Annotated in this window: 25 protein-coding genes; 8 read left to right on the top strand and 17 right to left on the bottom strand. The window is 44.1% G+C overall.

Annotated features, from left to right (window positions below; translation table 11 throughout):
- Nucleotides 1-7: 7 nt before the first annotated feature.
- The 3 genes from AK966_RS07645 to AK966_RS07635 form a co-directional block, all read right to left on the bottom strand.
- Entirely contained in the window at nt 8-1,564 is a 1,557-nt protein-coding gene (locus AK966_RS07645; RefSeq protein ID WP_119463869.1) for a Re/Si-specific NAD(P)(+) transhydrogenase subunit alpha, read from the bottom strand.
- 405 nt (nt 1,565-1,969) lie between these two features.
- Nucleotides 1,970-2,251: an HlyU family transcriptional regulator gene (locus AK966_RS07640; protein WP_119463868.1), complete on the bottom strand. Its 282-nt coding sequence runs from the start codon at nt 2,249-2,251 to the stop codon at nt 1,970-1,972.
- A gap of 51 nt (nt 2,252-2,302) precedes the next feature.
- Nucleotides 2,303-2,671, bottom strand: coding sequence for a late competence development ComFB family protein (locus AK966_RS07635; protein ID WP_099077766.1), 369 nt, complete (start codon nt 2,669-2,671; stop codon nt 2,303-2,305).
- A gap of 226 nt (nt 2,672-2,897) precedes the next feature.
- Between AK966_RS07635 and AK966_RS07630 the strand changes: the two genes are divergently transcribed.
- Entirely contained in the window at nt 2,898-4,142 is a 1,245-nt protein-coding gene (locus AK966_RS07630) for a GGDEF domain-containing protein (RefSeq protein ID WP_119463867.1), read from the top strand.
- Between the two features lie 226 nt (nt 4,143-4,368).
- Nucleotides 4,369-4,806, top strand: coding sequence for a DUF3069 domain-containing protein (locus AK966_RS07625; protein ID WP_099077768.1), 438 nt, complete (start codon nt 4,369-4,371; stop codon nt 4,804-4,806).
- 71 nt (nt 4,807-4,877) lie between these two features.
- On the opposite strand, the gene modC is transcribed toward AK966_RS07625, so the two are convergent.
- The 4 genes from modC to AK966_RS07605 all read right to left on the bottom strand — a co-directional run bounded on the left by modC (nt 4,878) and on the right by AK966_RS07605 (nt 8,969).
- A complete protein-coding gene (gene modC, locus AK966_RS07620) occupies nt 4,878-5,984 on the bottom strand; it encodes a molybdenum ABC transporter ATP-binding protein ModC (RefSeq protein WP_099077769.1) in 1,107 nt (368 codons plus the stop codon).
- On the bottom strand, nt 5,981-6,670 hold the full coding sequence (gene modB, locus AK966_RS07615; protein WP_099077770.1) for a molybdate ABC transporter permease subunit: 690 nt from the start codon (nt 6,668-6,670) through the stop codon (nt 5,981-5,983). The genes modC and modB overlap by 4 nt, the downstream gene beginning before the upstream one ends.
- A 12-nt stretch (nt 6,671-6,682) precedes the next feature.
- The gene (gene modA / locus AK966_RS07610; RefSeq protein WP_099077771.1) at nt 6,683-7,435 is read right to left on the bottom strand and encodes a molybdate ABC transporter substrate-binding protein; all 753 of its coding nucleotides are present in this window, start codon (nt 7,433-7,435) and stop codon (nt 6,683-6,685) included.
- A gap of 82 nt (nt 7,436-7,517) precedes the next feature.
- A complete protein-coding gene (locus AK966_RS07605) occupies nt 7,518-8,969 on the bottom strand; it encodes a cobyric acid synthase (protein ID WP_119463866.1) in 1,452 nt (483 codons plus the stop codon).
- A 163-nt stretch (nt 8,970-9,132) separates the two neighbouring features.
- Here AK966_RS07605 and AK966_RS07600 point away from each other — a divergent pair, with 163 nt between their 5' ends.
- On the top strand, nt 9,133-9,504 hold the full coding sequence (locus tag AK966_RS07600) for a YgiW/YdeI family stress tolerance OB fold protein (RefSeq protein WP_119463865.1): 372 nt from the start codon (nt 9,133-9,135) through the stop codon (nt 9,502-9,504).
- A gap of 164 nt (nt 9,505-9,668) precedes the next feature.
- A complete protein-coding gene (locus tag AK966_RS07595) occupies nt 9,669-10,205 on the top strand; it encodes a hypothetical protein (protein ID WP_099077774.1) in 537 nt (178 codons plus the stop codon).
- Between the two features lie 80 nt (nt 10,206-10,285).
- Here AK966_RS07595 and AK966_RS07590 read toward each other — a convergent pair whose 3' ends face one another.
- The 3 genes from AK966_RS07590 to AK966_RS07580 all read right to left on the bottom strand — a co-directional run bounded on the left by AK966_RS07590 (nt 10,286) and on the right by AK966_RS07580 (nt 13,202).
- Nucleotides 10,286-10,981, bottom strand: a complete 696-nt coding sequence (locus AK966_RS07590) for a RimK/LysX family protein (RefSeq protein WP_119463864.1) — start codon at nt 10,979-10,981, stop codon at nt 10,286-10,288.
- Nucleotides 10,982-10,994: 13 nt separating this feature from the next.
- Nucleotides 10,995-12,182, bottom strand: coding sequence for an amino acid aminotransferase (locus AK966_RS07585; RefSeq protein WP_172438026.1), 1,188 nt, complete (start codon nt 12,180-12,182; stop codon nt 10,995-10,997).
- 162 nt (nt 12,183-12,344) lie between these two features.
- Nucleotides 12,345-13,202 (bottom strand): AraC family transcriptional regulator, encoded by an 858-nt coding sequence (locus AK966_RS07580; protein WP_099077777.1) that lies wholly within the window; start codon nt 13,200-13,202, stop codon nt 12,345-12,347.
- Between the two features lie 138 nt (nt 13,203-13,340).
- Here AK966_RS07580 and AK966_RS07575 point away from each other — a divergent pair, with 138 nt between their 5' ends.
- Nucleotides 13,341-14,726 carry an MATE family efflux transporter gene (locus AK966_RS07575; protein WP_119463863.1) on the top strand — a complete coding sequence of 462 codons (1,386 nt, stop codon included), beginning with the start codon at nt 13,341-13,343 and terminating at the stop codon, nt 14,724-14,726.
- Nucleotides 14,727-14,829: 103 nt separating this feature from the next.
- Here the strand turns inward: AK966_RS07575 and nrdG are convergent, their stop codons facing one another.
- Nucleotides 14,830-15,300 carry an anaerobic ribonucleoside-triphosphate reductase-activating protein gene (gene nrdG / locus AK966_RS07570; RefSeq protein WP_099077779.1) on the bottom strand — a complete coding sequence of 157 codons (471 nt, stop codon included), beginning with the start codon at nt 15,298-15,300 and terminating at the stop codon, nt 14,830-14,832.
- An 87-nt stretch (nt 15,301-15,387) separates the two neighbouring features.
- Nucleotides 15,388-17,508: an anaerobic ribonucleoside-triphosphate reductase gene (gene nrdD / locus AK966_RS07565; RefSeq protein ID WP_099077780.1), complete on the bottom strand. Its 2,121-nt coding sequence runs from the start codon at nt 17,506-17,508 to the stop codon at nt 15,388-15,390.
- A gap of 308 nt (nt 17,509-17,816) precedes the next feature.
- Here nrdD and AK966_RS07560 point away from each other — a divergent pair, with 308 nt between their 5' ends.
- Nucleotides 17,817-18,680, top strand: coding sequence for an endonuclease/exonuclease/phosphatase family protein (locus AK966_RS07560; RefSeq protein WP_119463862.1), 864 nt, complete (start codon nt 17,817-17,819; stop codon nt 18,678-18,680).
- A gap of 11 nt (nt 18,681-18,691) precedes the next feature.
- Here the strand turns inward: AK966_RS07560 and AK966_RS07555 are convergent, their stop codons facing one another.
- The 5 genes from AK966_RS07555 to AK966_RS07535 are packed head-to-tail and all read right to left on the bottom strand — an operon-like array spanning nt 18,692 to nt 24,298.
- A complete protein-coding gene (locus AK966_RS07555; RefSeq protein ID WP_119463861.1) occupies nt 18,692-19,747 on the bottom strand; it encodes an efflux RND transporter periplasmic adaptor subunit in 1,056 nt (351 codons plus the stop codon).
- Nucleotides 19,744-23,052: an efflux RND transporter permease subunit gene (locus tag AK966_RS07550; protein ID WP_119463860.1), complete on the bottom strand. Its 3,309-nt coding sequence runs from the start codon at nt 23,050-23,052 to the stop codon at nt 19,744-19,746. The genes AK966_RS07555 and AK966_RS07550 overlap by 4 nt, the downstream gene beginning before the upstream one ends.
- A 30-nt stretch (nt 23,053-23,082) precedes the next feature.
- Nucleotides 23,083-23,541: a YeeE/YedE family protein gene (locus tag AK966_RS07545; protein WP_099077784.1), complete on the bottom strand. Its 459-nt coding sequence runs from the start codon at nt 23,539-23,541 to the stop codon at nt 23,083-23,085.
- A 10-nt stretch (nt 23,542-23,551) separates the two neighbouring features.
- The gene (locus AK966_RS07540) at nt 23,552-23,971 is read right to left on the bottom strand and encodes a YeeE/YedE family protein (protein WP_099077785.1); all 420 of its coding nucleotides are present in this window, start codon (nt 23,969-23,971) and stop codon (nt 23,552-23,554) included.
- Between the two features lie 18 nt (nt 23,972-23,989).
- Nucleotides 23,990-24,298, bottom strand: a complete 309-nt coding sequence (locus AK966_RS07535; RefSeq protein ID WP_099077786.1) for a metalloregulator ArsR/SmtB family transcription factor — start codon at nt 24,296-24,298, stop codon at nt 23,990-23,992.
- A gap of 178 nt (nt 24,299-24,476) precedes the next feature.
- On the opposite strand from AK966_RS07535, the gene AK966_RS07530 reads away from it, so the two are divergent.
- Both AK966_RS07530 and AK966_RS07525 read left to right on the top strand, forming a co-directional pair.
- Nucleotides 24,477-24,662, top strand: coding sequence for a DUF2892 domain-containing protein (locus AK966_RS07530; protein WP_099077787.1), 186 nt, complete (start codon nt 24,477-24,479; stop codon nt 24,660-24,662).
- A gap of 70 nt (nt 24,663-24,732) precedes the next feature.
- On the top strand, nt 24,733-26,436 hold the full coding sequence (locus tag AK966_RS07525; protein WP_119463859.1) for an FAD-dependent oxidoreductase: 1,704 nt from the start codon (nt 24,733-24,735) through the stop codon (nt 26,434-26,436).
- Nucleotides 26,437-26,447: the final 11 nt, after the last annotated feature.

Raw genomic sequence — 26,447 nt, 5'->3', positions numbered from 1 at the left:
ACTCCTATTATTTATCTTTGCGGAACATTTCAAGCATACGTTTGGTCACGGTAAAGCCACCAAAGATGTTTATGCTTGCAATAAGAACAGCAATGACTGATAGGAAGGTAACAACACCATTGCCTTGACCAATTTGCAGCAGTGCGCCTACTACGATAATCCCAGAAATTGCATTGGTTACCGACATTAAAGGCGTGTGAAGTGCGTGTGTTACATTCCAAACCACGTAGTAACCCACCACACATGCCAATACAAATACGGTGAAGTGAGATAGAAACGCCGCCGGAGCAACAGAAGCAACCCATGCAAATGCACCAACACCAACGGCTAATGCACCTAATTTCTTCACTGGTGACGTTGGTTCTTCAACTTTTGGTTGTGGTTTAACTGGGTTTTGTGGTTTTGCTTGAGGCTGCGCTGAGACCTGAATAGGTGGTGCAGGCCATGTAATTTCGCCTTCTTTAACGACAGTTACACCGCGTAGTACAACATCTTCAAAATCAATATTGATGTTGCCATCTTTCTCTTTACACAGCAGTTTGAGAAGGTTTACAAGGTTGGTCGCATATAGCTGAGAAGATTGTGTTGGCAGGCGGCCGACCATATCGGTATAGCCAACGATTTTTACGCCATTTTCCGTTGTGATGACTTGGTCTTTTACTGTGTATTCACAGTTACCACCGTTTGCAGCAGCAAGGTCAACGATCACGCTGCCCGCTTTCATACTATCGACCATCTCTTTGGTGATTAACGTCGGTGCCGGACGACCAGGAATCAACGCCGTCGTAATGATGATATCAACATCTTTCGCTTGTTCAGCGTATAGCTCAGCCGCTTTCTTGTTAAATTCATCAGACATCTCTTTCGCGTAGCCGTCACCTGAACCTGAGTCTTCTTTAAAGTCTACGGTTAGGAACTCTGCGCCCATCGATTCCACTTGCTCTTTTACTTCTGGACGTACATCGAAAGAACGAACGATCGCACCAAGACTACCTGCCGCGCCGATTGCAGCAAGACCTGCTACACCTGCACCCGCAACCAGTACTTTCGCTGGCGGCACTTTACCTGCCGCGGTAATTTGACCTGTGAAGAATCGACCGAATTCATGAGCGGCTTCAACCACTGCGCGGTAACCGGCAATGTTTGCCATAGAAGAAAGTGCGTCTAATGCTTGCGCACGAGAGATACGAGGAACCGCATCCATTGCGAGAACATTGATGTTTTTACTTGACAGTTGTTCCATTAACTCTGAATTTTGAGCTGGCCAGATAAAGCTGACCAATGTCGCGCCATCTGGCAGTAAAGCGATTTCGTCGATGCCTTTTTCTTCATCTACGATTGGCGCATTTACCTTTAGGATCAAACCTGATTTCCATACTTCTTCACTAGATACAACTTTCGCCCCTGCAGCTTCATAAGCGGCATCATCGAAACTTGCTAGCACCCCTGCACGAGACTCGATTACGACATCGAACCCCAGCTTAATTAACTGCTCAACCGATTTAGGTGATGCAGCTACTCGCGATTCACCCGCGAGTATTTCTCTAGGTACACCGATTTGCAAAACGCATACTCCTTGTATACATATTTATAAATAAATCCTATAAACAGAGCCTTACTTATTCTTTTTAATTCTGTATTGTTACCACGCCAATAATATAGGTAAACAAATACATCTAAACACCAAGTTGAACAGCAATGACTTGGTTAATGGCCCTGTTGCCATTCTGTTGTATCTAACGTCCAATACGACTTCAAGCATTTTGTAACAAAAATTCAAAATTTCATTACATATAACGACTCGTAATCAATAATATTCCATTTGCTTTTGAAAAATAACCACAACCAAACGGACTAGTTAGAGGTCCAACCAGGTTGGAGTTAAATAAAGCTTAAAAAGAAAAAGAGCCATTAGCATATACACTAATGGCTCTCTTTTAGATGATTCGAATCAAGTTGAAGTGAGTTCTTAATCGAATATTTTTTCACCCATTTGGTCAATAAACATCTGGGCCTTTTTTAGCATTAATTCGTTTGCATCTTGCTCTGAACCCAGAACATCGGACCGAATAAAACGATGAGTTTTCACCTCACCTTCAATGTCCTTTTCAATGCGACCAGCGATGCGATATTGGCCGCCCTCTGCGATGCTTTGCTGGTAAATCAAAAAGCCTTTGTATTCGACTGGATCAACCTCGTTAACTACTGCCGCCTTCTCGTTGCGACCAAACAAGCGCGAAAAAAATCCCACGACTCCTCCTTGGGAATACTTATCCTTGACTTCACAAGGAACAAGCATTGATTATTTTATATTGACGTTGAGGATCGGTTTTTCGAACCAATCCAGTTCTTTGTCCTCATCATAACGGGTATGCGAGAAAATTACAGGCATATTATTGTTACGATTCATTCGTCTATCTTGTTGAATCATCACAACGGCATTCTCTACAGCGACATCGACGCTTGTCTTGAACTGCACAAGTTTAACCTCTGGCAATGCTGATAAAAAATCAATGTCGTGTCGGATATATACGGGTTTTAGTTGAATTAATGCGAGACAGGCAATATCAGCTAACTGTTCATTGTCATAATGTTCCGCATATTTATTCGAACTGAGCACTTGACCAACCAAGGTTTCCATATAATTGTGTACATCAGAACTGATTTGCATCGACGGTCCTCCATGGTTCAACAAACTAAGTATAGCACTGGGTCCTCGAGACAACTTGTTGATTGCTCTTAATTTAATCAACTTTATGTTTATTTACCCGTGGTAGGCCTCAAATTACTTGGAAAATGAACAAACACACGTATTGTTGTTAATTTTCATAGTGTCAGTTGATATAATGATGATTTGAAAATACAGACATACACGACTTCTAGGTAAAATATAGTAGATGGCATCATCTTTAATGACATCATCAGGCTTTAGATTTCTATTCCCGCTGTTATTGCTTGGAGTGGTCTGCCTTAGTATGGAAAGCATCATATTGATGACTCAATCTAACTGGGGCATTGCTGCAAATATGCCATATATTTTGCTAATTTGTGCATTAATCATGTGCTATTCATTTAAGCAAGGTCGTGAATCAATGCTATGCATCGCATTGTTGCTTGCATACTTCGTAATACAAAATCGGCTTCAAGTTCCGCTGAGAACCGGGACAACCCTTCTTGAGCTGACCATGTTAGCGACTCTCCTTCCTGTCTCATTTCTTGCCGTTTTTCTTTTTAATAAAGAAGGCTTTGATTCTAAATCGACTTTAACTTACATTTTATTACTGCTCATGTTTGTGTTTTGGTCATACGTGACCTTGACGTACTACATTGAGGGGGGATTTGAAGAGTGGACGAGTGGCATACTATTTATCGTGCTTAACGTCTCTCACTTACCATTAGTTTTGGTGTTGTATTGCGTTGGTATTGTTTGTTTTCTTGGTATTCTTGTATTGAGAAAGAACAAAATCATTCATGCGATGGCATATTCAGCAATGGTGTTAGCGTCTGCGACATTCATCTTTTTTGATATTCAGTATATCTCTAGCACCATGTTCACCATTGCTGGCCTCGTCATTATTCTCTACTCAACTTCTGCAAGCCATCAACTCGCCTTTACTGATAGCCTAACTTTAATTCCTAGCCGACGAGCTTTAGATTTAGATCTAAAACACATGGGTAGAAAATTCACGATTGCGATGCTTGATGTCGACCATTTTAAAATGTTTAACGACACTTACGGCCATGACACTGGCGATGACGTGCTAAAAATGGTGGCCTCTCGCTTATTGAAGACCCAAGGCGGTGCAAACGTTTACCGTTTTGGTGGTGAAGAATTCACCATTGTTTTTAAAGGTAAATATGCCGACGAGTGCAAACTGCATTTAGAAGAAATTCGCGAACAGGTTGCGCAATACGAAATGATTCTACGTGATCAAGACTCTCGCCCGGAAGATAACAAACAAGGCCGAAAAAAGCGCGGTAGCGCAAATGCACAAAGAAACACGGTGTCGGTGACCGCAAGCTTTGGTGTGGCTGACAGTCGAAGTGAGCGTAACCCTGCCGATGTGATTAAACTCGCTGACGAAGCATTGTATAAAGCGAAAAAAGCAGGTCGAAACTGTGTGAAGTACAACCATGCTTAACCGCGTTGTTGATGGTGAACTGTAAAAAGGGTTATCGTCACAAATACCTTGTTTACATTGGTGACACTGTAACATGTCCGCGCTTATTTTCGGCAGTATATGCATCAAATATCCAGATAAGTGCTATATTTTTTTGTTGAATGGTCACGTATTCAAATAGTTCTTATAGTAGCTATTTGATGCATTTGGTATTAATATTCCCGCCTTTTGTAACGAGAGACACAGCATGTCAGAAGCAACTAACAACGAAAGCAAAAAAATTGATCTAGCAACCATTTCGCCTGAACTACGTAAAGTTATCGAATTTGACGAAGTTCCAGAGCAAATGTTCGAAATGGTTACCTCTATCCATGAAGTTTCTGAAGAAGCTGTACGCGCATCTTGGGATGATATGCCTGCAAGCGCACAAAACATTTTGGACAACTTTGAGCAATTCCACGCTCTAGTATCAGTAGGCCAAGCTTTTGCTGGTCTAAACGTAATGGAAGAGTTCCCAACGCTAAATCTGCCTGAAAATATGACAGATGAAGACAAAGAAGAGTACCGTGCTCAGTTGCTTGATAATGTTCTTCACAATTGTGTGAAAGACATGGTTAAGCAAATGAAGAAAGCACGTCGTGACCCACTTCTTAAACGTGAATTCAAAGAAGTATTCGCGAAGTAATTTCGACACTCTCTGTAATACGCTAATAATAAAGGCCGCAAACGCGGCCTTTTGTGTAGCTACGATTGGTATCAGTGAGGAGAAAACGCGATATCTCGTTGTGTGACACTGACCCCTTTTACCTGCGCATATACCTCATCGCCAATTTTTAGGTTTAGATCATCTAATGCCCAAGGCGTAATGGTTGCCCATAATAAGCAGTCATCATCAAGACGCAATGAAACGGTGATACTCTGTTTGTCTTCACCGGGATTAAACGCCTCTATCGAAGCGACGGTTGCGGATAGCACATTACGAATTGAGGTGGCGACGGGTTTTTCTAGCGTAATAGACACATCATTTGAACGTACTTGTAAGCGAATGGGCGTTCCCGGATCACCATCGATCTTTTGTACCCACAAACAAGCCTTAGGAGCGAGTTTGACGCACGTAAGCGCGTATTTGCTATGGTGTCCTTCAATCTTACCTTCAAATAAGCTGCTGTGGTCTGAAAAAGACTGCCAAGGACGCATAGAGTGAGATGCCCACACTTCTTCTAACTTTCCGGACGTCATGATTCGCCCTTCATCTAGGATCGACAAATGTTGAGCAAGGCGTAAAATCTCTTGTAAGCTGTGCGTGACGTAGATGATAGGGATATTTACCTGCTCAGAGAGTTCTTCTAGAAAAGGCATCACTTCCCGTTTACGGGGCATATCCAAGGATGCAAGCGGTTCATCCATTAAAAGCAGGCTCGGTTTCGACAGCAATGCTCGTGCGATAGCAACACGTTGCTTCTCTCCGCCAGACAAAGAGACCGGAAAACGTTTTAACAGAGGCTTGATCGCCAATAACTCTGTCACTTTATCAAAGTAGATGTCATCTTTGTTTGTCACGCCATAAAGTAAATTTCCGTTAACTGAATAATGCGGAAACAACCGAGAGTCCTGAAATACATAACCAATCTTGCGCTTATGTGTGGGTAAGTTGATGCCTTTGTCGCTATCAAACAACACATGTTCGCCAACGACGACTTTACCATGTGTTGGTGTGACAAGACCGCTGATGACATTGATAAGTGTGGTTTTTCCTGCACCAGAGCGACCAAATAACGCACTTATTCCGTTACCCGGTAACAATAAGTCTATATCAAAGTTCGTTTCACCAAGTGATTGTTTAAATTGTATTTCTATGTTCATCGCTTGGTTCCTAAACGCTTAGCTGACTTACGATTCAACCAATCAGAAATCATCAAAGTAGACAGTGCCAACGCAATAGAAATGATACAGAGGCGTGCCGCTTCCATCTCGGCACCTGGCGTCTCTATGAAGTTGTACATTGCCAATGGGATGGTTTGTGTTTCCCCGGGAATATTAGACACAAAACTGATGGTTGCGCCAAATTCCCCAAGGCTACGCGCAAAAGAGAGCATCGTCCCTGTAATAATTCCCGGAATGGTTAACGGTAGCGTGATGGTAAGAAACACTCTTAAAGGAGAAGCCCCCAGAGTTGATGCCGCATGTTCTAATTTGGGGTCAACGTTGTCTAAGCTCAAACGGACAGATCGCACCATCAAAGGCAATGCTACGACGATACAAGCAACAACCGCCCCCTTCCAATTAAAGCTGAACACTAAGCCAAAGTGATCATATAACCAACGGCCAAGTAACCCCTGCCGTCCTATTGAGATCAACAGCAGGTAACCGATGACGACAGGCGGTAATACTAATGGAAGGTGAATTAAACTATCGAGAAGAGATTTTCCAAAGAACTCTTTTCGAGAAAGTAACCAAGCGAGAAAAATGCCGACAGGAATCAACCAAAGTACGGCATAACCGCCAACTTTAAGGCTTAACATTAGGGCTTGGTATTCAAGTTCTGTCACACTGTCCCCTTATTATTGAAAACCATACTGCGCAAACACGCGTTTGGCGTCATCAGACTTTAGGTATTGAAAAAAGCGCGCAGATTGAGTCGAATTTTTTACCAGTGCAGCAGGGTAAACAATGTCTGCGTGAGTATCATCGGCAATCTCACCTACGATTTTCACTTTGTCAGACAGTTGTGCATCCGTTTTATATACAATGCCAAGTGGTGTCTCATCTCTTTCTACGAATGTTAACGCTAAACGAACATTTTTTGCTGGTGCAACTTGTCGCTCCACACTTTTCCATACACCTAGATTACTGAGAGATTCTTTTGCATACATACCTGCTGGCACTGTGGCGGGATTGCCAATTGCTAAACGGTGACCATTCAGTATATTTTCCCAGGCGCTGACATCTGATAAATCGAAAGTCTCTACCTTTGAGGTGTTTGGCGTAATCACAACTAAACTATTACGCACCAAATCAGTGACATTGTCACCTTTAACAACTTCGGACTTCACTAAGTAATTCATCCACTTAGCATTCGCAAGAATTACAACATCAGCCGGAGCGCCACTTAGAACTTGCCGAGCAATCGATGAAGAACCGCCATAGACTGGTGTTACCGATATATCGTATTGGCTCTCAAAATCTTGTGCAATTGTGTCAATCACGTTCGTCAACGACGAGGCGGCATACACTTTAAGATCCATCGCGGCGTTCACTGTTGATGAAACGCTCAATATTGCTGCAAGGCAAGCATAACGCTTCCATGCTTTCATAAAATCACTCCGGTACGAGACGGGGAAAAATTAGGCAGTAGATCAGAATCTCTACTTACTTTTAAACCGTTAAAAACTGGTTTCATTTGAACATAAAGTCAAGATTTATATGTTGCTCTATCGCGTCCGCGATACGATTAAGGCCCTGCTCTTTGAGTGCAGCAAAGTCTTGTTGTTTGATTTGAGCACCATTCACCCATTGTGTGACTGCCGTGAGTACCTCGATTTCATCGAAAAGCCCATGTAGGTATGTACCCATTATATGTCCACAGTGACTTATCGCCCCTTCGAGTTCACCGGATGCTAACTTAAGCGGTTGAGTGCCTTTCACTTCGCTTTGCCCCACATGGATCTCGTAACCTTTCACTTTAACGCAATGATTATTTAGGTGTAACTCACCTTCGGTATGAGTTAATCGCTTACTGTCGGTAAGCACGGTTTCAATATCGAGTAACCCCAGGCCTTGACTTGTACCCGGAGCCCCTTCCACACCAAGAGGGTCTTTAATAAACTTGCCTAACATCTGATACCCGCCACAAATGCCGATAACTTTACCGCCAAGCCGAATGTGGCGTTGGATATCTTTGTCCCAACCTTGGCTTCTTAGGTAATCCAGATCATCTCTCACAGATTTAGAACCCGGTAGGACAATCAAATCAGATCTACCCAAAGCTTCACCTTTTCCAATGTAGCGCAGATTAATATCAGGATTGAGGCGAAGCGCATCAAAATCAGTATGGTTGCTTATACGCGGGAACACCGGCACAACTACATTAAGTTTTACGTCGTTAGCCAATATTTGCCGGTCGGTTATGGCATCTTCTGCTTCTAAATTAAGGCCATGCAAGTATGGTAATACGCCTAACACTGGCTTACCGGTTTTCTCTTCCAACCAATCCAATCCCGATTGCAGCAAGCTGATGTCACCTCGAAATCGGTTAATGACGAAACCTTTTACTCGGTCTTGTTCTGATTTAGAAAGCAGCGCCAATGTGCCGTACAAGTGAGCAAAAACACCACCTCGATCAATATCCGCCACGATGATCACCGGGACATCGGCCTCCTCGGCAAAGCCCATGTTGGCAATGTCATTATCTCTCAAGTTAATTTCAGCCGGACTACCCGCACCTTCTATCATGACCGACTCAAACTCTCGCGTTAAATGAGCGAAAGAATCTAACACTGTCGTCATCGCTATCTTTTTATAGTCGTGAAACCCCACCGCATCCATATTGGAGATCGCTTTGCCTTGTAAAATGATCTGCGCGCCAGTGTCACTGTTCGGTTTGATTAGTACAGGGTTCATATGAACGGTTGGCTCAATATTGCATGCTTGGGCTTGAACCGCTTGAGCGCGCCCAATTTCACCACCATCTTTGGTTACTGCGCTATTGAGTGCCATATTTTGTGGTTTAAATGGGGCAACCTTTATCCCTTTTCGCGCTAACACACGGCATAAACCTGCCACAAGAACACTTTTTCCGGCATCCGAAGTGGTGCCCTGTACCATTAACGATGGGATGACTACTTTCATGACTGTTTTTTAGAGAGAAAACAAAGAGTGCAATCATAACGTTATGTAGGTATCTCACTCAAGAAAATGAATCGAATATGAACGTTTACATCAGTATTGGTTCAAATAAGGTTTGTTTTAATAGCGTCATCAAAAACAAACACCTACATTGGAAACATACAGAATGAAAAACACCGTTATCGCGACTATTGCTGCACTTACTATTGCCCCTACCGTTACTTTTGCTAAGGCTCACAACCAAGGACAATCAACCGTTCAGTTTAACGGTCCTGTTACAGTAGAAAAAGTCGACGCCCTTATTGCTGATTCAACTATGTTCACTGAGAAAGACGTCATAGTAGAGGGTAACTTTCTTCGTCAAGTCCGCGCAGACCAATTCATCTTCAGTGACGGTTCAGCCGAAGTGTTGGTTGAACTCGAAGATGATCTCCACCTAACGACGCCTATTGACCAAACGACTAAAGTTCGTCTCTTTGGCGAGTTCGAAGGCGGTAGCAAGCCAGAAATTGAAGTTGAACATCTCGTTGTTTTGTAATCACAGTGTTTGGGGGAAATGTTACTTCCCAAAACAATGATCATGCGCACTTTGTCCTAGTGCTGTAGGTGACGGGAATCACCTAAAATGATACTTTGTGAATCTTGGTCTGCATTTTGCAGACCTTTTTTCGTTCGTATTATTTTTCTTACCCGGAGACACCCATGCTAGGTAAAGCTCTAAAGGTCGCGGCCTTTGGTTTGTGCGCTGTTTTGCCACTTTCTGCACACGCAAATAATTTCAACTACAACATGATGGAGTTCCGCATGGGTACCAGCCCTGGTACGTTTGGTGGTGAGGTCACTACATACTTTACTGAGAACTCCCACTTTATCGGTCGTGCTGATAGCGAATTTAGTGGCGACTGGGACATCGCCGGCGGCATCGGTTTCAACGGCCCAGCTGGACAACTTTCTGATATTTATGGTCAGATGCTGATTCACAATATTAAGAAGAATGGCAGTGACAAAGTCGGTGATGAGTGGAAAACTGAAGTCAATATTGGCACTAGAGTGTGGTTCATGCAGAACGTTGAGCTACACGGGCGTATTGGTCAGTTGATCGATAACGATGATTCGAAAACTGTCTATAACTTAGGCGCACGATTCCATTCAACACAACAATTGTCTTTGGGGGCAGACCTTAAGAACAATGGCGTTTACGGTCAACAATTTGTGATGTCAGCACGCTTCGCATTTTAAAGCGAGAATGCCTTTCGTAACATGAATAAAGCCTCTCGTTCGAGAGGCTTTTTGTTATTTCTATTTTGTATATCTACTTTCTATTTCTTTTTCGTTTTGCTTGGCTGATTCTGGATATACTTCTTAGAAGCATCCACCACCGCGATATCACGGAAGAAGCTACGGCCTAATAAGATTGGAAACTTCATATGATCACGTTCAGTCAGAGTAAATTCCGTCTGCTCTTTTAAATCACCTACTTGTATATAAGCCATCACCACTGGACGCTTATCTACTTCTTCAGATGATGACTGGCGCACTTTAGCCCAGCGCTCAACCGGCAGTTTGAACTCTTTGCTTGCTTTGCCATCGATATCGACGTTGAACTGAACCCAATCTTTACCATCACGTTCGAATGGAACGATGTTGGTCGCACTGATTGAAGATGTTGTCGCCCCAGTATCTATACGCGCTTTGTATGTCTGGTCGATGGCCGGTACATACACCCACTCTTCTGACCCCAAGATAAGCATGCCGTCAGGTGTCTTTTGTACCTTTACGGGTTTCGGCTTCGTTTCCTTCTCTGGTTTAGGTGTTGGCTTTTTCTCCGGCTCGATTTCAGGTTTGGTTTCAACCTCTGGCTTTACTTCTGGCTCGACTTTAATCGGCTCTTCCACCTTTGGCACTTCAGGCACTTCAGGCACTTCAGGCTCTACAGGTTCAGTCGTTGGCGTAGATGTACAAGCAATCAAACTACCACTCATAATAACTGGTAGAAGCAATTTCCAGTTTTTCATCCACTCTCCTGATTTAACGTTGAGAAACTTTTTGAATCGCATCAGCTACATAAGGAATGTGCGTTTCCGTTAGGCCTGCAATGTTGATTCGACCATCTCCCACACCATAAATTGCATAATCTTCACGTAGTTGAGTCATTTGGTTTTCACTAAAGCCTAGCACAGTAAACATGCCTTTGTGACTTTCAATGAAATCAAATTGATCCGTATTATGGTTGTTTCTCAATTCGTTACATAAAACCTGACGTAGAGAAACGAGGCGTTGTTGCATTTCATTTAGCTCGCGTTTCCACACACTGGTTAAATGCGCATCCTGAAGAATAGTTTTAACCAAAGCAGCACCATGATCCGGTGGCATAGTGTAAGTTGCACGAGCAAGAGTCAGGATTTTACCTTTCGCATTCGCCGCTTCTTGTGCATTTTTACCCACAACGATTGCTGCGCCCGTGCGTTCACGATATAAGCCAAAGTTCTTCGAACATGATGTGGTAATTAACATCTCATCAACGTTGTCAGCCATATAGCGAAGGCCTTTGGCGTCTTCTTCTAGACCATCACCAAAACCTTGGTAGGCGATATCAACAAATGGTGTGAAACCATTTTTCTGTGACAGTTCTGTAATCAACTGCCAGGCTGCGAAGTCGATATCCGCTCCTGTTGGATTGTGGCAGCAGCCATGCAGAAGAACAACATCTGAAGGACCTGCTGTTGATAAATCCTCAAGCATTCTTGCGATATCAACTTGCTTAGTCTCTGGTGAAAAGTAATGGTAGAACTTAACTTTCAGACCAGCGGCTTCCATTACCGGTTTATGGTTTACATAACTAGGGTTTGAGATCCAAACCGTGGTATCTGGTTGCGCCACTTTCATCAAGTCACCCAACATACGTAATGCGCCACTGGCACCTGGTGTTTGAACTGCCGTAACGCGGTCCATGACTGATGTGCCCGCTAGTACAAGTTCAATCATACTTTGGTTGAACTCTTCGCAGCCGGCGAGCCCTACGTAAGATTTGGTTTTTTGATTTTCAATCACGACATCTTGCGCCATTTTTATCGCTGTCATGATCGGCGTTTCGCCTTTGCTGTTTTTATAAACCCCAATACCAAGGTCAACCTTGTTCGGGCGAGGATCGTTACGGCATGCAACGGAAAGAGATAAAATAGGATCTAATACTGGTGTTGGTAGATTAGAAAACATGAAAGTCATAACCCTTTGAAATTCAAGTATCGAACCTCACGTTAACATTTTTGTTAACGATGGCGAAACGATTTTTCACACGATCGGCAAATATTAGTAGAAACCGCCAAGTTTTTGCCGCGCTTAAGTGATGGTGCGGTGAAAAACCGCTCAACTTCCGATTTAAAGTTCACCACTATCCCTCTCTCGAGACTGTTTTCTAAATTCACGAGGCGAGCACCCTGCCCACGCCTTAAACCGAGTACTAAAGTTCGCGCTCATAGGATAGCCTACGATTTCTCCCACATGTTGAATTGACCACTCTGTCGAGCGTAATAACCGACTCGCATATTCCATCCTTAAACGAGTGAGATGCGCAATCGGGCTGCGCCCAAAATATTCTTGGCTCAACCGATGCAAATGCGGTTCGGAACAAGGAAACAGCTTTGCTAACTGCTCAACAGTCCAATCCTTGTGGAGTTGACGTTGTACCACATCAAAGACACGCTTTAACTTTACTTGATTACGTGAGAGTAACTCTGATTCGGGCATGTTCAATAAATGTTCGAGCTGCATAACACTATGCTCTGCAATTACGGCACCATCATCAAGAGGTAGATTCCGACTCCTGAGCAAGGTTTGAATGCAGGAATACATGACTTCAGTGGCGGGAGAAAGTTGATAGCTAATTTCATCCGGGATCACATTCCATTTTTTTTGATGAGATAAAAACACCCACGCAATTTGCCATGTTTCATCCTGCATACCAAAGCCATTCTCAACACCCGCAGGCACAATGACGACAGAGCCTGGTTCTAATTCATAGCGACAAACACCACTTTCGAGCCAACCTTTTCCTCTGACGGTATAGAGCAACATATGTTGTTTCTGATTCTTTCTGTACACAGAAAAAAACTCACTGCACGTTGCAATGCCACATTGAACAATACCCCGCTCTTCTAACGGTAACACGTGCGTTTGATCGATAAACTCTTGGCGAGTCTGTTCTGATATCACATACCGTTCTTGTTTTTCTTCCATCTAATGGCTACCGCCTAACATTGATCGATTGTCTTTGAGAAATGTCGAGAGTTTGACAAAGGTTTTGGATTCCTTAGAAAAATACAGCGTCAAGCTACTTGGATAAACTAGCCTCGTTATTCACGAAGGAGAAATGCGATGCTGTTAACACGTCAATATGTTGATAAAGCATTCTGGCACAAGATGGTCACCATAGGACTGCCAGTATCATTGCAAGCAATGTTGTTTTCATTACTGGGTGTCGTTGATATTTTTATGGTCAGCCAGTTGGGGGAATCTGCAACGGCCGCGGTCGGGGTGGGTAACCGTATCTTTTTCTTTAACTTGGCGATTGTTTTTGGCCTGTGTGGGGCGGTTACGGTCTTAGCCTCGCAATATTACGGTGCGGAAAACACATCCGGTATTCGAAGAATCCTTGCCCAATCATGGTTTTTGTCTGTTGCGGTAACGCTTCCTTTCATTGTGCTGTATTCGGCGTTTGATCGTGAGATCGTCTCTTATATTTCAACTGGGCCACAGTATGTCGAATACGCTAGGGATTATTTGGTTGTCACTGGCATCAGTTTAATTTGTACTGCGTTGGTCGTACCCATTGAATCTGTCTTACGCGCAGTTGGCGAAACAAGGCTCGCAACACATGTCAGCATCGTGGCGATCATCGTTAACGTGTTTTTAAATGCTGTTTTTATCTTTGGTCTGTTTGGTTTCCCACAATGGGGAGTGTTCGGTGCTGCCATGGGCACCCTATTATCACGTATTGTTCAAACTTGGCTGCTTGGTCATTTCTTTGTGCGTCGCTATCGGCATATGTTACCAACCAAATCTGACTGGTTAGACGGTGCAAAATCAGCCTATCGCAAGCGGTATTTCAACGTCTCGTTCCCCATGTTGATTCATGATGCATTATGGACTGGTGGCTTACTGATCTATAACGTCATCTACGGTCAACTTGGTGTCACGGCGTTGGCAACAATCTCTTTTCTCTCTCCCATTGAAGGCGTCTTGATTTCAACCTTTATGGGCTTTGCGGTCGCCGCATCAGTGATGTTAGGTAATGATATTGGTAGGCAACACTATGACCGCGTCGAAAAAACCGCCTGGTGGTATATATTAACCAGCACCCTATTGGCGATTGGATTATTTGTTCTTGTTTGGATTTGCTCACCGCTGATTTTGAGCTTAATGGAGTTCACGCCTCTAAGTGATAAACAAATGGCACTCAATGTGTGTTTGGTCATGGCGCTAGGAATGATACTGCGCGTGTTCAATATGGTCGGAATTGGGGGTGTGTTGAAAAGCGGAGCGGATATTCGCTATAGCATCTTTATCGATACATTTGGTCAATGGGCGGTTGGGATCCCTTTAACTTATTACACTGGCATCGTATTAGGACTGCCACTGCATTGGGTCTTGATGTCCCTATTGGCCGAGGAGCTGGTTAAAGGAGTATTAACCACGCGACGAATTCAATCAAAAAAATGGATCAACAACATGGTAGAAGACGACTTCAGGGTGACGGCGTAAAAATAAAACTCTACGATGATTTAGGAGTTCACACCAAAAGGGCACAGCCGTATTATCGGATGTGCCTTTTTCATGTTTTATAACAACGCGTTCCGCTGAACGATTAAATATCCGTGAAGCGATGAATAATTTGGTTAGAGCTGCCACGCCATTCTAAATTAAGATCTTTCTTGTCTTGCTCGAATTTACCATCAATCAGTACATCGATGTATTCGATGACCTCACGCTGTGCATCATCCAACTCATCAAGGGTGTAACCAGTCCAAACCCAAATGTCCTTTCCTGGACACTCCGCTTTTACACGTTTCACTAGCTTCAGAATATCTGGCACATTCGCTGGATGAAGCGGATCACCGCCAGACAGAGACAAACCACGGCGCTTAATGCGGTTGTCGTTTAGATCGGCAATGATTTTGTCTTCCGCTTCTTGCGTGAACAACACACCAGAATCCAATCGTTGCGTAGACTGATTGTAACAACCGCGACACTGATGAACACAGCCAGCAACAAACAGTGTGCAGCGCGTACCTGGGCCGTTTACAACGTCGATTGGATAGTATTGGTGGTAATTCATAGTCGCATCTCTTTATTCTTCGCCAAAAATGAAAATCAACCCGTTACAGGTTGATTTTCAAGATATTGATTCGAGCAGGCTTTAACCTTATAGGTGCTTCACTCGACGTTTAACTTCTTCTTGCTTACCGAAGTTAAACGGACGTGCATCTGGACTGCCTAAGTAGCCACACACTCGACGTGTTACGGATACTTTTGTCGAGTCATGGTTGCCGCAACTTGGGCAAGTAAAGCCTTTACTTGTACAGTCAAATTCACCGTTGTAACCACACTCATAGCACTCATCGATTGGCGTATTCGTACCGTAGTAAGGAACGCGGGTGTAACTGTAATCCCACACGTTTTCTAGTGCTTCAATGTTGCGTTGCATATTCGGGAACTCACCGTAACAGATGAAACCACCACTTGAGATTTCTGGATATGGCATCTCAAAGTCGATTTTATCGTATGGGTTTACCGTTTTTTCCACGTCTAGGTGGAAACTGTTGGTATAGTAACCTTTGTCTGTAACGCCTTTAATCACACCAAATTCTTTCGCATCAATGCGGCAGAAACGGCTACACAGGTTTTCACTTGGTGTGCCGTATAGGCTGAAACCATAACCCGTTTCGTCCGTCCATTTGTTCACTGCATCTTTCATGTACTTGATGATGGCAATCGCTTTTTCACGTAGTACTGCGTCATCGTATACGTGCGCTTCTGTGCCGAATAGCGCGTTGATTGTCTCGTGTACACCGATGTAACCAAGCGAGATCGAAGCACGGCCGTTCTTAAAGATATCTGCAATTGAGTCGTCAGCTTTCAGACGGACGCCACACGCCCCTTCCATGTATAAAATTGGGGCTACGCGTGCTTTCACATTTTCTAGGCGTGAAATACGCGTTTCTAGTGCCTTACGAGCAAGACGTAGGCGGTCATCCAGCAGTTCATAGAACTTCGATTCACTGCCCTTCGCACGAATGGCAATACGAGGTAAGTTCAAACTTACTACGCCAAGGTTGTTACGACCTTCGTGAATCAGCTCGCCATTTTCTTCGTACGTACCAAGGAAGCTACGACAGCCCATCGGTGTTTTGAATGAGCCGGTAATTTCTACGACTTTATCGTAATTAAGAATATCTGGGTACATACGTTTAGAAGCACACTCTAATGCGAGCTTCTTAATGTCGTAGTTTGGGTCTTCCGTTTTATGGTTCAAACCATCTTTAATACCAAATACCAATTTAGGGAATACCGCTGTTTTACGGTTCTTACCTAGACCTGCAATACGGTTCTTCAGAATCGACTGTTGGATCAGACGAGATGCCCAACTTGTACCAAGGCCAAAACCGAAAGTAACGAATGGCGTTTGGCCGTTCGCAGTGTGCAGCGTGTTTACTTCGTATTCTAGCGATTGAAATGCGTCATAACACTCTTTCTCGGTGCGTGCTTTTGCAAACGCTTCAGGCTCTGCAATGTCCCACTCTTTCGCAATTTCTAAATGCTTCTCATAACTTGTGATTACATATGGCTCTAGTACTTCATCAATACGGTTGATGGTTGTGCCGCCGTAGATGTGACTCGCAACCTGAGCAATAATTTGTGCCGTTACTGCAGTCGCAGTTGAAATTGACTTTGGCGTGTCAATTTCCGCATTACCCATTTTAAAGCCGTGTGTCAGCATGCCTTTTAAATCGATCAGCATACAGTTAAACATCGGGAAGAATGGTGCGTAGTCTAGATCGTGGTAATGAATGTCACCCACTTCGTGTGCTTGAACCACATCACGTGGAAGGATGTGTGTTTTCGCATAGTGTTTAGCCACAATACCCGCTAACAAGTCACGTTGTGTCGGAATAACTTTACCGTCTTTGTTCGCGTTCTCGTTAATTAGATCTAGGTTGCTTTCTTCAATCAGGCCTTCGATTTCACGTGTTAATGCGCTCTGCTTTTCACGTGCAATATCACGGTCATGACGGTATTCAATGTAAGAACGTGCCAACGACTTGAAAGGACCTTGCATGAGTTCGTTCTCAACCAAGTCCTGAATTTCGTGGATGTGAACTTCATCGTGATCTTGTAGTTGCAACTCAACAGCAAGCGCGACATTTAATGCATAAATGGCGACATCTTTATCATTGTTTTCCGCTGCGGCTTCCACTGCTGCTTGGATTCGATCCCTATTAAACGGAGCCCTTGAGCCGTCACGTTTGATTACGATTGGTTTCACTTTTTCTCCTTACCCAAGAATACTCACAGAGTTATCCACAAATACACTATATAGGGCGATTTATTATTCTGCTGACACAATATATTGTGGCGTATTTAACGAGAAGCACCATTTGAAAACATTGATCTTGATCAACAAAACATAGCTAGAGGATAAGAACAAATCGATCTTATTGCTGCTGATCTCAGTTGAAAATAAAACTGTGAAAATTGCAAAAATGGAGCTTAATTCTCTTGCTTTTTAGAGAGGTCTTATAGGATAAAGGTTGCAAAGGAATTCACCTAAATAAAGGAGTGCAATGGACCGCTATGCGATCACTTTTTGTTACGGTAATATTACTATTTAGTTCTTTTTCGTTTGCTCAGGATTCCGTCAATTTAACTAGCTGGAATGTGGAATGGCTATCTATAGATGACGGAAAGGTATCACGAACCTCACAAGATTTTAAAAAGCTCGGCAAGTATGTGGATAAAGCGGATGCCGACATTCTCGCGTTTCAGGAAGTCGATAGCAAAGCGGCGATTCAAAAAGCGGTTGGAAATGACTACACCATTTATCTATCCGACCGCGCCCATCGCTCCAACCGTGATCTTCAATTCAACGATACGAACCAATACACTGGATTTGCGGTTCGCAAAGGTTTGAACATCTCCGATAAGCCAGACTTTTCCATAACACGTGGCAACAGTAAGCTGCGTTTTGCCAGTTACATCGTATTAAACCCAAGCCAAACGAATGAAACCCACCTACTCTCTGTGCATTTAAAAGCCGGGTGCAGTGGCGCCTATCGCAACAACCGCGATTGCAAGATCGTTAAACAACAAGGCCAAGCATTAGCGAAATGGATGAAGGAACGCGAAACTAAGAATCAACGCTATGTCGTGCTAGGTGACTTTAATCATAACCTCGCTTATCGAGGTGACTGGTTGTGGGAAGTAATATCGAAGAATAACGATGCAGAGCTTGTAACCAAAAACACCAAAGCGGAATGTAAAGTGCGTTCTAATCGCAATTCGAATAAAACACACCAATTCCGCTCGGTAATTGATCATATTATTGTAAGTGGCCAACTAGAGGCCACTGCTGGCGTTCAAACCGTCTTCAACACGCAAGACGTGTTGGATTTCAAATTAAGTGACCATTGTCCCGTAAGTACGACGGTATCCTACTAAGACTTAGGGACTTACAAGAGGCCTGGGTTCAATATCACCACCTCTCCCTGCATTAACCCAGTGCGAACTCGGCCGGATTCACCTAGCTGTATCAGCCGAGTTTCCACCTCCCCGTCTTGTTTCATCACTTTGACGTAATCCAATTGACCTACTTGATACACAGCATCCTGTGGAACACGCAGAACCACATCTTCAGTCAACGTTAAGAAAACTTTGGCGAATGAACCAGGAAACACCAACTTTTGTGGTGTGAACTGCAGTTTAACCAAGTAACTGCGCGAATTGGCATCGGCAGAAGGCGTAACTTGTTTGACGCTTGCTACCGTCGCAATATTGTAAGAGGGAAAGCTAACCTCGACTTGCTTGTCGTAACTGACGTAGGGCATGACGGATTCAGAGAAATTAACTTCAATTTCAAGTAACTCTGGATTATACATCGACAATAATAATGCCCCTGGCGTGGCAGTATCACCTTTGTTCATCGGCTTTTGTGTAATCAGCCCATCAAAAGGCGCGGTAATGATACTGTAACCAAACGTGGTTTCCGCTTCTGCTACCGCCGCCTGCGCTTGATTAAAATTCGCTTGAGCCGTTCGTAATGTGCTCTCTGCCTGATCAAACTGGGACTGAGGTATCAGCTTTTTATTCAATAGTGTTTTAACCCGTGCAAATTCTTTTCTTGCCGCATTGAGTTGTGCTTGAGCAGAAGACAGCGCCTGTTCACTTTGTCGGACTCGCGCATCAAGATCATCGCTTTCCAACCGTGCAAGTACATCGCCTTGCTTTACCTGATCGCCAACATTGACGAGGACTTCAACGACAGAGGCCGTTAAGCGCGCAGCAATATCTGCTCTTTGCTCTGCTACAACAACGCCAGGAAACTCTCGAATCACAGGCTCACTCGTAAGCATCAACTGGTGTGTTTCTACCATGTCTGCATTCCATTTTCTCTCAGTCGCCGCACGCTCTGTTGGTAGTTTCTCGCTAAAAAATCCCGCCATGTAGAGAAAAAGAAGGATCAGCAGCAGAAATAAAAGCGTGCCTATCCATTTGTTATCTAATTTCATTGTTCAACCTCCAACTCTGGCAGTCCATGCCCTTTGGTATTTTGGTATGCGAGGTTATACACCACCGGCACAACAAGCAGCGTGAATACTGTTGATGCCGATATACCAAAAATAATCGCCCAGGCCAGACCATTAAAAATAGGATCAAGAGTGATGACAATGTTCCCTAGTAATGTTGTTCCCGCCGTCAGAAGGATCGGTCGCATACGAACCACGCCAGATTCAATCAACGCATCTTGCAATCCCATGCCTGCTGCCAAAGATTGTTGAATGAACTCGATCAAAACCAAGGAATTACGTACCACAATACCTGCTAGCGCAATCATGCCAATCATCGCGGTCGCGGTAAAAAGAACCGGATTTGGGTAAGTGCTAATGTCGCTGCTTAACGTGTTCAATAGCCAGAAGCCAGGCATAATACCGATCACGGTAAGAGGAATAGCCAGCATGATAATACCTGATACCACCGGTAAACCGGTCTGAATTAGCATCACGACAAATACCCCTAAAAGTGCCGCTCCATAGGCGATGCCTAAATCCCGAAACACATCGACGGTAATTTTCCATTCACCTTCGCCGCTCCACACCACGTCTATATTGTCTGGAACATGCCAAGCCAAACCTGCGCCATTATTTAAGTATGTACGCTCCTCCCAAGGTTGTTGTGCTTCATTTGACTGGTGGCCATTTTTGTCTGCGATCACATCGGCAATAATCTCACCGGGAACGCGGCCCACGACTTCTGCATAGACATAAACGACAGGGTTGAGGTTTTTATGGAGAATCGGTTTGTCTGCGGGTCGTTTAACAAATTGGCCCAGCTCTGATAATTGAACCGTTGGCTGAGGCGCATCAACCACCGCGCCATTGTGCTCAGTTTTTGCAATGCCGGGTCTACCCCGTACGTAAAGCTGCTCTAATTTATTGAGATTGTCCCTATCCTCCCTGAGTAGCTGAACTTCAATAGGAAGCGGGTCGACTTCACGCGGAGCCGCAATGTAGCCAAGCACTTTTGCATTCGCCGCAGAGATCAGTGTCTTGTTGATGTCTGCAACTGAAATGCCAGACAGCGCCGCCTTTTCTTGGTCTACAATAAACTGCCAGGTTTCTAGGTTCCCTTGAATACTCGTGTCCACTTCGGTCACAAACGGTTCTTTGCTTAAGCGCTCTGCTACCTTTTCGGCTTGTCGCATCAATTGCTCGTAGGTCGTTGCATCATCACCATAAACCTCAGCGGTAATCGTCGCGATCACTGGGGGACCCGGCGGAACTTCGACCAATTGGATATCCGCCTGATAGCGTTCAGCCATTTCCTCTAAGCCTGTTCTTAATCGGGTCACGATTTCATGTGATTGCATCGAACGACGATTTTTATCCGCCAATACGATTCGTAGCTCGCCTTGATAAGGTTCACTGCGCATAAAGTAATGACGTACCATGCCATTAAAATCCATTGGTGACGCGATACCAGCAAACCCGGAAACACTGGTGACTTCTGGTACTGTCATCAAGTAATCGGTGAAGGTGGTCAATGCATTTGACGTATCAACAAAACTTGATGTTTCGGGCATGTTTAACACCAGTTGAAACTCATTCTTGTTGTCATAGGGTAAGAGTTTAAGGGGAACCAAACGCAACATTGGCAGCATCGCGGCGACGACAAACAAAAATGCGACTACAGCAAGAAATACCCACGCTTTTCTACGGCTTTGCAACAGCGGGGTCACTAGTGAACGATAAAGTCGATATATAGGTGAAGAGTAAAGCTGGTTACTTTCGCTTTCTTGCTGCCTCGACAAGATCTTTTTAGCCAACCAAGGCGTGATCATAAACGCGACGACCGTACTGAACACAACACTGATTGGCACGTTAAAGGCAAGCGGTGCCATGTATGGCCCCATCATCCCAGTAATGAAAAACATCGGTGTGAACACAATAACAATTGCGACGGTCGACATCAGTAACGCACTGCGAATCTCTGTCATCGCCTGAACAATTGCGTCATTTCGAGTGATATTTTTTCGCCGCAAGAATCGCTCAATATTGTCGATACTGGCGATCGGATCATCGACGATTAAGCCTAATGCCAAAATCAGTGCAAACAGCGTTACGCGGTTGATTGAATAACCAAACAGCAAATCCATCCCCAGCGCCGCACCGTAACTGATAGGAATTGCAATACCAACGACCAGCGCACTTCTCCAGTTCAAGAACAAACCAACAAAAACCACAACGGTTAAAATTGCGATGCCGAGGCTTGATACTAAATTGGTCACTTTTTCGTTTGCTGTTTCACCATAATCACGGATAATTTCAACTTGTACTTGAGGAGGAAATTGGTCCGCTTTAAGTTGCTTCAGGCTGTCTCGTACCGATTGAGCCACATTGACCGCATTAGACCCTTTCTGCTTGGCGACCGATAGGAATACGGCAGGATAAGCCTTGTTATCACTCTTGCTTCGATACCAAGTGTCCGAAGTGGCTTCACTCGCACCATCATAGATATTTGCCACATCCTTCAGATACACTGGTTTGCCATTCAACACAGCAATCACCAAATCACCGACCTCTTGAGCATTTTTTAAAAACTGCCCCGATTCTAGCGTGTAGTTACTTCCATCGATTTGAAGGTTTTTGCCTTGAACTTTGCTGTTACTCAACCGGATGGCTTGTTCAAGATCATCTATAGTGACATTGAAGTTCGCCATTGCGACGGAGTCTAGCTCGATTTGAACCTTTCTCGGTTCTCCGCCAATAACCTCGACTTTGTTGGTGGCATCAAGAGATTTAATCCCTAAGGTTGCTTGGTCCGCAATTCGTCTGAGTTGATGCCGATTGAGAATAGAAGGATCGGTTGAATAAATCGCGGCAACGACGATAGGTACATCATCAATTTCAACGGGTTTGACTACCCAACTTGCCACTGTTGGAGGAACTTTATCTTGGTTGGAATAGAGTTTGTTGTAGAGTTTTACGAGTGCGTCTTCTCGGTTCTCTCCAACATAAAAGCGCACGATAACCTGAGCAAATCCCTCCATTGAAGAAGAATAAACATATTCCACGCCGTCTATTTGGCTAACTAGCTTTTCTAAAGGTTCGGTAATTTGGTTCTCAATTTGAGAAGCACTAAGCCCAGGAGCCGAAATCAGAACATCGGCCATAGGGACGACAATCTGAGGGTCTTCTTCTTTTGGTGTTAACCACAATGAGGCAACACCAATGGAGAGCGCTAACAAAATCATAATCGGAGGGAAATAGCTGTTCATCACTGAGCGAACAAAACTTCGCTTTACTGTTTTGGGCATCCTTTTCCCTCCAATTTGTGCTCTCTTCGTTTATATTTGCACGTCTTTCAGCTTATTACTGTTTAACTTATCGAGAGCAAATGTTGCACACATTGAACCGATTAACATGGCGGCGACAAAAATCACAATACCGATATTGCCCATAGCGAGGCTCGCCACCGCTGGGCCCGGACATATGCCGACCAATCCCCAACCGATACCAAATATCGCGGCACCGGAAATCAACCTTGCATCAATACTAATATTGGTAGGCGTACAAAACGCTTCACCAGTAACCGCCTGTTTTCTCGGTTTGATGATCAAAAAATAGCTTGGCATAAACACAGCAAGTGCGCCGCCCATCACAAAAGCTAAACTCGGATCCCATGTGCCTGCAATATCTAGAAATCCAATGACTTTATTGGGATCGATCATGCCAGAAATCGCCATGCCAATACCAAATAGCACACCACTGAAGAGCGCGGATAAACGAAAAATAATCTTGTTCATGGGTTCTCTCTTAAACCAGGTGTAGTCGTACAAAGACGGTGAGTCCAGCCACCAACATAAAAACACATGTCGCAACAATTGAACGTTTAGATAAACGACCAATACCACAAATACCATGGCCACTGGTGCACCCATTACCCAACTTAGTGCCGAATCCCACTAACAGTCCAGCTGCGATAATGAGGCCTGTCGATATTGTGGTGGTACTTGGGACAACGACACCAAGAAGTAACACGCTCACCAAACCACCACCGATCATGCCCGCGACAAACAGTAATCGCCATGAGTAATCCCCTTTCTTCGGTGTCATAATGCCACTCATGATTCCACTAATGCCGGCAATTTTTCCGTTCATCAACAACAATATAGTGGCGGAGATACCCAATAAAATGCCACCAAAAAAAGATTCCCATGGAATAACGTCTAACATTATTAACCTCAATACTTCCTAGTTACAAAATACACTGTGTAGCGCTTTGATTAATGACTCAACTCTCGGTTCAGACAATGAGTAAAAGACCTGTTGTGATGATTTACGCGCACTGATTAAGTTGTGCTTTCTCAGTACGCTCAGATGCTGTGAAAAGGCTGACTGACTCAAGCAAGAACTTTTTTGTAGCTCGCCTACGCCGACTTCACCTTGAGTAAGCTGACACAGCACCATCAATCGCTCTGGGTGTGCCATCACTTTAAGAAGATCCGCTGCTTCTATCGCGCTGCCTTTCATTTTCGCTACGTCTGTTTCTGTATAGCTCATGATTCACCTCAACATTAAATGCTACATTAGATATTACTAAATCAACATTTTTAGTCAACCCTAATTTAGGGATGGTGAATTTAGACAAATAAACATTAGACACATCTAATATTAGTAGTTATAGTGGTGAACATACGAGAGTAAGGTGCTCACTCAAAGCGTACCAAGGAGAACAGTTATGACATTAGACAATGCAGTAAGAGTATTTGCAGGTATCATGATTTTGCTTTCGGTCTTATTAACCGTGTTCGTCCATAGCAACTTCATTTGGTTTACGGTCTTCATTGGCATCAATCTCATTCAAAGTGCGTACACTGGTATTTGCCCTGCCGCTTATTTTTTAAAGAAATTTGGTTTTAAATAAACAAGGAAATTGACCTATTCGGCTAGCTAACGGCCCCAATAGGGTCAACATCTCGAATGTGGAGAATAAAATGACTAAGATCTTAATCATTGGTGGTGTCGCTGGTGGTGCATCCGCTGCTGCACGTGCTCGCCGCTTAAGCGAAGACGCTGAAATCATTATGTTTGAGCGCGGTCCATTTGTTTCATTTGCTAACTGTGGTTTGCCTTACCATATTGGTGGCGATATTAAAGAGCGAAGCAAGCTACTTCTTCAAACACCAGAAAGCTTTTTAGCTCGTTTTAATGTCGATGTTCGAGTCATGAATGAAGTTGTATCCATTAACCGTCATGACAAAACTGTAACGGTTAAAAACCTACTCGATGGTTCTGAGTACGAAGAAGCTTACGATTTTCTTCTACTGAGTCCAGGTGCGGGCCCCATTGTTCCTCCGATTCCTGGCATTGATAACCCATTAACCCACTCTTTGCGCAATATTCCTGATATGGATCGCATCATCCAAACTGTTCAGATGAACAAAGTGGAGCGTGCGACTGTCGTTGGTGGTGGTTTTATCGGCCTAGAGATGATGGAAGCGTTCCACCAGCTTGGCATCAAAACCACACTTGTCGAAATGGCCGATCAGGTGATGACACCTGTCGACCGTGAAATGGCAGGTTTCGCGCATGCCGAAATTCGTCAAAAAGGCATTGACCTGCAACTTGGTGTCGCTCTCGAAGCGGTTGAATTTATCCCGAACAAACACGTGGCAAGCGTTGAAGCAGGTGAAAGTGAAGCCCACCAGCATATTGATGGGAAATTAAAACTCAAGCTTAATAATGGCAAAGAGCTAACAACGGATATCTTGATCATGGCGATTGGTGTCCGCCCTGAAACCAAATTAGCGCAAGCGGCAGGTCTTAAAATTGGTGCTCTCGGCGGGATTTTCACCAACGAATACATGCAAACCAGCGATCCATATATTTACGCTGTTGGTGATGCTGTTGAGGAAAAAGACTTTGTTACAGGCGAACAAACACTTGTTCCATTAGCAGGTCCTGCTAACCGTCAAGGTCGCATGGCGGCAGACAACATGCTAGGTCGTCAAGAAACTTACCAAGGTACGCAAGGTACAGCTATCTGTAAGATCTTTGATTTAGCCGTAGCATCGACAGGTAAAAATGAGAAACAATTAAAACGTGACAACATCATTTATGAAAAAGTCTATGTACACACTGCAAGCCACGCGAGTTACTACCCTGGTGCAGAAATTGTTTCATTCAAAATGCTGTTTGACCCAACAACGGGCAAAATCCTTGGTGCACAAGCCGTTGGTAAAGATGGTGTCGACAAACGTATTGACATAATGGCGGTGGCTCAACGTGCAGGAATGACAGTAGAACAACTTCAGCACCTTGAACTGACTTATGCGCCACCGTATGGCAGTGCTAAAGACGTAATTAACCAAGCAGCCTTTGTCGCAAACAACATCATCAAAGGCGACGCTACCGCGATTCATTTTGATGAAATTGATAACCTAACAAGCGATCAGGTGCTACTTGATGTGCGTAATCCGGGTGAGCTGGAATCGGTAGGCTTTATTGAAGGCGCGCTCAACATTCCTGTCGATCAACTCCGTCAACGTATGGATGAATTGCCTAAAGACAAAGAGATTGTCATTTACTGCCAGGTTGGGTTACGCGGTAACGTGGCATATCGCCAACTGGTTAACTCTGGCTTTAAAGCACGTAATTTGCTTGGAGGTTATCGAACTTACAAGTTTGCAAAAGCGTAATTGCTAAAGTT

The organism is Vibrio sp. PID23_8 (assembly GCF_003584965.1).
Lineage (GTDB): Bacteria > Pseudomonadota > Gammaproteobacteria > Enterobacterales > Vibrionaceae > Vibrio.
Note: the sequence above shows the minus strand (reverse complement) of the source record. Positions and strands in the feature narration are given on the sequence as shown.